6 protein-coding genes are annotated in these 6,047 nt (G+C 41.9%); 3 read left to right on the forward strand and 3 right to left on the reverse strand.

Features of this window, described 5'->3' with window-relative positions; genetic code table 11:
- Positions 1–4 precede the first annotated feature (4 nt).
- The gene (locus AC13DA_RS04190; protein WP_284452300.1) at positions 5–1,039 is read right to left on the reverse strand and encodes a beta-ribofuranosylaminobenzene 5'-phosphate synthase family protein; all 1,035 of its coding nucleotides are present in this window, start codon (positions 1,037–1,039) and stop codon (positions 5–7) included.
- Positions 1,036–1,902 (reverse strand): NAD(P)-dependent methylenetetrahydromethanopterin dehydrogenase, encoded by an 867-nt coding sequence (locus tag AC13DA_RS04195; RefSeq protein ID WP_284452301.1) that lies wholly within the window; start codon positions 1,900–1,902, stop codon positions 1,036–1,038. The genes AC13DA_RS04190 and AC13DA_RS04195 overlap by 4 nt, the downstream gene beginning before the upstream one ends.
- A 237-nt stretch (positions 1,903–2,139) precedes the next feature.
- Here AC13DA_RS04195 and AC13DA_RS04200 point away from each other — a divergent pair, with 237 nt between their 5' ends.
- Positions 2,140–2,496, forward strand: coding sequence for a hypothetical protein (locus AC13DA_RS04200; protein ID WP_007144487.1), 357 nt, complete (start codon positions 2,140–2,142; stop codon positions 2,494–2,496).
- 54 nt (positions 2,497–2,550) lie between these two features.
- On the opposite strand, the gene AC13DA_RS04205 is transcribed toward AC13DA_RS04200, so the two are convergent.
- On the reverse strand, positions 2,551–3,348 hold the full coding sequence (locus tag AC13DA_RS04205) for a quinoprotein dehydrogenase-associated SoxYZ-like carrier (RefSeq protein ID WP_284452302.1): 798 nt from the start codon (positions 3,346–3,348) through the stop codon (positions 2,551–2,553).
- Positions 3,349–3,603: 255 nt separating this feature from the next.
- Between AC13DA_RS04205 and gltX the strand changes: the two genes are divergently transcribed.
- Both gltX and AC13DA_RS04215 read left to right on the forward strand, forming a co-directional pair.
- A complete protein-coding gene (gene gltX / locus AC13DA_RS04210; protein ID WP_284452303.1) occupies positions 3,604–5,007 on the forward strand; it encodes a glutamate--tRNA ligase in 1,404 nt (467 codons plus the stop codon).
- Positions 5,008–5,229: 222 nt separating this feature from the next.
- The coding region (locus AC13DA_RS04215) for an outer membrane protein assembly factor BamB family protein (RefSeq protein ID WP_284452304.1) at positions 5,230–6,047 on the forward strand (818 nt) is incomplete at its 3' end.

A 6,047-nucleotide genomic window follows, 5' to 3' on the forward strand; every position in this document is an offset into this window, starting at 1 on the left:
ACACTTACATAGAGGATTCAATAACTGCACCATGATTATCAGCAGATGTCTGAATAAAGATGGGGGCGTTACCATCCGAAAAAGTGGTTTTGGCAAACTGGGTAAGATGCTCGATTAATTGTTTTGCCTTAGCCTCATTTTCGACAAAGATACAGCCAGTTGGTCCCCATGAGCTCTGTGCTACTCCTGAATGACCTAATCTTTGTGCTTCTAATAAGCAAGATTCAACTCGCTTGCTGGTATATCTTCCACCCTGTGCTTTTGCAAAATGATCACCAATTAAAGCTTGAATATCGGTGACTGCTTTGCCAAAGTCATCACAAGACTTCTCTATGAGTGCAGGTAACAAGCACATCAATGTCAAATGGCTAATTAATCGTGCATTTTCTTGAGGGAAAATAGGTAGTTCATGGAACGCTTGTACCTCGGCAGTGCCATGTATACCTTGATGATGAGGATCCATAACCAATACTATTTTCCAGTCTGCCGGATAATCCATATGAGCCAGAATAGGAGGTACAGTCTGGTTTGGTTTTAATCCACCATCAATCACAAACCCGCCATGATCAAAAGTAGCAATGCCGATACCTGAGCGTTTCCCCCTACCTAGCTGCTTCGCGATAGAGGGTGTGGAGATTGATATACCATGAAATTTGGCAAGGGCCGTACCTACAGTTAAGGCCAGTTGTGTCCCAGACCCCAGACCTGAGTGCTCAGGAATGGTTTGTTTTACACAAATATTGATGCATCGGTTTGCTGAAGGAATCTGACTACCGATACTTTCATAAAAACGTTCGCAAATTTGCCTGATTTTCAGTTTCAAATTATCCGTCAGGTCTTTACCTTGAATAAGGAAGTTCTCAGCGGGGGATATTTGAATGATGGTGTGATGGCTATTGAGCGCCACGCCGATACTACCGAACTTGCGACCAATTTCAGCATTTAAATCAAGAAATCCCAGATGGAGCCTGGCCGGAGCCTGAACGGTAACAGATGACATTGCCGTCAGGCTTTCAGCTTCAGCAGTTTGTTGTTTCACTGTTCGTTATCAATCTTGCAGGCAATGTCGTAAATCGTGGTTTCATCCAAAAAGGCATCATTACTTTCAAAAAGTGAAGCGATAGCGCCACGGTGGACTTTCATTTTGAAGTTACCAATGGCAATTGCGCCGTAGTAACGCATGCCATTTTTCTCTGTGCCATTATCCATAACTTCCATACCTGCCACACCGAGGGGAGGTACAGCGTTTACATCGGCCACCACCTCAATAGATGTATTGTTTTCCAGTGCCATCTCCGGCACAACACAGACACCAGCTGGTCCGGCAGCAATCACAACATTAGCATCAGATAAGACACGTTTAACCGCTTCATCACTACGTGTTTCACCTGGTAGAACCTCAACACCGTAATGTTCTTTCATTTCCTTGACGGTTGCTTTACTTCTTTCCATGCTGCGGCAAGTTAAGGTGACTTTTTTTGCGCCTTCTCTCAGCATATAAAGTGCAGTACGTTGGCCAACAGGGCCTGAACCTAAAATAACAACGTTTTTATCTTTCACATCGTAATCTGTTAGCACTTTTCGGGCGATAGCCGCGGCAGTGGTATTTGAGCCGTTAGGATCAAGCATAACCGATACGCTGACTGGACCAAAAAACGCTTTTTTAACTGCTTTACCAACCAGATCGCTGGCAGGGACATTTGAGCCACCGATGAAAATCGCGCTATTTTTTAAGTTTTTACCGCCACGAGTAAAAATCATGCCGTGGACATGTGGTGTGACATTGTCACGTGTCGCGCCGCCATGAGCAATAATGTTATCGACTCCAGCATCATAAGCCACTGCTTGGTCGAAGGTGCTGGCAACTGGATCGGTATCCAAGTGCAATAACAATTTTTTCATTTGGCTATCTCCCGCCTGTATTAATAGTGTCTGAATGAATAAGAAATTCTACCTGATGTTGCTCTTGTGTGAAAATAAAGCGTTTTTCGTCTATCTGCGATGGCGGAAGATGGTGAAGAATTCATGTAATATGTCTACCTAATTCTGTATCAAAATCAGGATAAGTGGAACTTAATACTATAAGGCTGAGTCACAACTCATCCAAACTGATGAATAATAATTTATAGGAGAGAATGAATGAAGATTGCTGGAGCTGCTACGTTGTTTGCTACAGGTTTGGCGTTACTGCCAACAATGGCAATGTCCAATGATTTTTCTACGGTAACCCGTGTACATTTTGTGATGGATTGTATGGAAGCTAATCCTAAAATGAATGTTTATGAAGGTGTTCATAAATGTTCTTGTGTGGCGGATAAAATGGCAGAAGCCTTTTCCGAAAAAGAGTTTGAAGATATTAGTGCTGGCTTTATGTACAAGAACCTACCTGCTGATAAAGGGGCGGAGTTCAGAGACGACAAAGGCCTTAAGAAAGGTTTAAAACTTTTCGAACAAGTGAATGAAACAGCTTATAAAGAGTGTCGTATTCACAATTAATAAATGTTCAAATAAAAAAGGCCGCTTAAGCGGCCTTTTTTATTTGTGGTTCGGTTAAATGTCTTTTTCTATTTCAAACTCTTCTGATTGAGTATCACGTACTTTCGCTTCTAATTTTCCATGTTCTTCAGGTGTGAATGTGAATCGAAGACTTGGATCTTCACTGATAGATATTCCAGCATCAACACTTATTAAGGGTTGACCGTTATAGCTGATATCAATTTTATCCACATAATGTGCCGGTATGTATTTACGTGCCTTTTGATCAAATTGTAGTCCGTTGTAGTTGGGATGACTGATGATCATCTGCGCCTGAACCGGTTCACCGATGGTTGGTTGACGCATTCTTAGCTGCATTTTGCCTAAACGTGCTAATGCGGCGGCGGCATCTTTGCCAGCAGGAGCACTACAGCCACCAGAGGCTTTCACAAAGCGCGACACCATATATAAACTGCCGTCGTTCATTTCGGCGACAGCGCGAACATAGGTATATTGATCAACCCTCATTCGAGTTGATAAATCCACGCTACCTAGGTTCGGGGAAAGGTGGAACTTTGCCGAGTAAGGCATCGGGTTGTTATCGATAAATACGTATATGTTTTCTATGTAGTTATCTTTTGTTTGTGGTTTTAATGATTTTATCGTGATTGGAACAATGGCTGCGTCTTCAGCACGTTTTGGTGCTTCCAAAACTAATATATCATTTGCATCATCTTGTATTGTTTTGTCACCAAAGTAAGTTTGTTTAAGCGCAGGCCATACGGGTTCTTCCGGCGTTGCTGCCATGATCGAGTAACTACTCATAAGAAAGGCCAAACCCACTAGTGTTATTGTTGATAATCGACTAAACATTTTTCTCTCCCAATAAGTCGTTATTGTTATTGTAAGATTTTTGAGAAGTTATGTATGGGAAAAGTTCCTTGTTCTGCTTGTGTCGGCTGATATCACGAAATTATCTGGTTAAAACTAGATATCTTTGTTTCCATAAAAGCATTAGGGCGCAGTGGTTCTGTAAATATTCGTCCATTGATCAGAATCGCGATATATGGGCTTTCAACTGGTACAATATCGGCCTTTATTGAATCAATCCAGTTGAGAGTTTCTAACATGACTATACGTACCCGTTTTGCACCAAGTCCAACAGGTTATCTACATGTTGGTGGGGCGAGAACAGCCTTGTTTTCCTGGCTTTACGCCCGTAAACATGGTGGTCGATTTGTACTTCGCATTGAAGATACCGATCTTGAACGTTCGACGGCTGAATCTGTACAAGCGATTCTCGATGGTATGTCCTGGTTGGGGCTCGATTATGATGAAGGGCCTTTTTATCAAACTCAACGTTTCGATCGTTATAAAGAAATCATTCAGCAGCTGATGGAACAAGGTGATGCTTATTATTGCTATTGTTCTAAAGATGAATTGGAAGAGATGCGTGAAAAGCAACGCGCCAACAAAGAAAAGCCTCGCTATGACGGGCGTTGCAGACATTTAACAGCACCTAAACCTGGCATTGACCCTGTTATTCGCTTCAAAAATCCAACATCCGGCAGTGTTGTGGTGAAAGATATGATTAGAGGTGATGTCGAATTTAAAAATGCTGAGCTGGATGATTTGATTATTGCACGTCCTGATGGCACCCCCACGTATAACTTAACTGTCGTTGTCGACGATATGGATATGCAGATGACCCATGTAATACGTGGTGACGATCATCTCAATAATTCACCCAGACAAATTAATATCTTCAACGCTCTTAGTGCTGAACCACCGAAGTTTGCTCATGTGCCGATGATCTTGGGTGATGATGGTGCCAGATTGTCAAAACGCCACGGCGCGGTAGGTGTCATGAGTTATCGCGATCAAGGTTATCTACCAGAAGCATTATTAAACTATTTAGTGAGACTGGGTTGGTCACATGGTGATCAGGAAGTGTTTTCGATACAAGAAATGATCGAGTTTTTTGATATTGAGGATGTTAACAGAGCAGCTTCTAGTTTTAATACTGAGAAGCTACTGTGGTTGAACCAGCAATATATCAAAAATAGTCCTGCATCCCATATTGCAAAACATTTGGCTTGGCATATGGAGCAACGGTCAGTCGACTTGTCTGCAGGGCCTACGCTTGAGCAAATTGCTGAGCTCTATCAGGAACGTGCAAAAACGCTTGTCGAAATGGCTGATAGCAGTATTTTCTTCTATGAAAAAGTCAGCAGCTATGATGAGAAGGCAGCAAAGAAAAACCTGAACCAGACGAGCTTACCTTTGTTGCAAGATATGAAAACACGCTTATCACAAATTACAGATTGGCTTGCTGAACCCATCCATACAGAAATAAAAGTCTGTGCCGAAAAGCATGAAGTAGGTATGGGGAAAGTTGCCCAGCCAATCAGGGTGGCTATCACAGGAAATACAGTGTCACCTTCATTGGATGTGACACTCCAATTACTGGGTCGTGAGCGCACATTGGAAGCAATCGAACTAGCTCTTGACTGGATTCTTAATCAGGACTAAAACAGGACTAAAAACCTGTACCAAGTAAAAAAGATATAAATTTCATCCACTTATGCTTTCGGGAAAAAATTCCCGAAAGTTATAAGTAAAATATCATAAAAAAGATGGGAAATATGCTTGACTAACGTTTTCTTCAAGATTATTGTTGCCCTACGCATGAGGTTCAACACTGAACAATTTTCGTGTCGTATATAACTAGAAAGCAATAAAGAGGAAAACTTTATGAAGCTGAAAACTTTATCAATCGCAATGATGACATTAGCTGTTCCAGGTCTGGCAGTAGCTGATGAATTATTGGAAATGCAAAAAGATGAAAACAACTGGGTTATGCCAGCAGGTAACTATGCGAATACACGTTACTCTGAATTAACACAAATCAACAAAGACAATGTCAAAGATTTAAACATGGCATGGTCTTTCTCAACCGGTGTTTTACGTGGTCACGAAGGTAACGCTTTGGTTATCGACGGTACTATGTACGTTCACACACCATTTCCAAACATCGTTTATGCGTTGGACTTAAACAACGACGGTGCGATCAAATGGAAATATGAACCCAAACAAAACTACGATGAAACAGTACCTGTTATGTGCTGTGACACGGTTAACCGTGGTTTAAGCTATGGCGATGGAAAAATCTTCCTGAACCAAGCGGATACAACATTAGTTGCTCTGAATGCCGCTGATGGTAGCGTAGTTTGGTCTGACAAACGTGATGATCCAAAACGTGGTGCGACTAGCACTGCAGCAGCTCACGTATTCAAAGATAAAGTCATCGTCGGTATTTCAGGTGGTGAGTTTGGTGTACGTGGTTACGTTCAAGCCTATGACTTAGATGGTAACGTTAAATACAAAGCGTACAGCACGGGTCCTGATGAAGAAATGTTAGTTGATCCAAGCAAAACCATGTCTATGCTGAAACCAGTTGGCAAAGATTCATCTTTGAAAACTTGGCAAGGTGACCAATGGAAAATTGGTGGTGGTACAACATGGGGTTGGTATTCATACGATCCAGATCTGAACATGTTCTACTACGGTAA

This window comes from Methylophaga sp. F-2, assembly GCF_056859315.1.